The sequence below is a fragment of the Pantoea stewartii subsp. stewartii genome (assembly GCF_008801695.1).
In the GTDB taxonomy this organism is placed as follows: Bacteria; Pseudomonadota; Gammaproteobacteria; order Enterobacterales; family Enterobacteriaceae; genus Pantoea; species Pantoea stewartii.
In genome coordinates this window covers 1-201 of record NZ_VZPF01000352.1, presented here as the reverse complement: position 1 = coordinate 201, position 201 = coordinate 1, and the positions used below count along the sequence as shown (strand labels likewise).

General features: G+C 63.7%; 1 protein-coding gene. It reads right to left on the bottom strand.

Annotation, left to right across the window (positions count from 1 at the left end; translation table 11 throughout):
• A partial coding sequence (locus F7Q90_RS26530) for an IS66 family transposase (RefSeq protein WP_151161275.1) occupies positions 1 to 201 on the bottom strand: 201 nt, incomplete at both ends.

The following is a 201-nucleotide window of genomic DNA, read 5'->3' as shown; positions in this document are numbered from 1 at the left end:
CCAGCGTGGCGCGACTCAGCTCCACGCCCTGACGATGGTATATCTCTGACTGACGATAGTGAGGCGTGTGCTCTGCGAACTTCGCCGTGACGATGCGCGCCAGCAGGCCGGGGCCCGCATAGCTGCGTTCGATGGGTTTTGACGGCATGGAAGCCTGAACGATGTGGTCACAGCTGCAGCAGGCCAGCTTCGGCCGCTGCG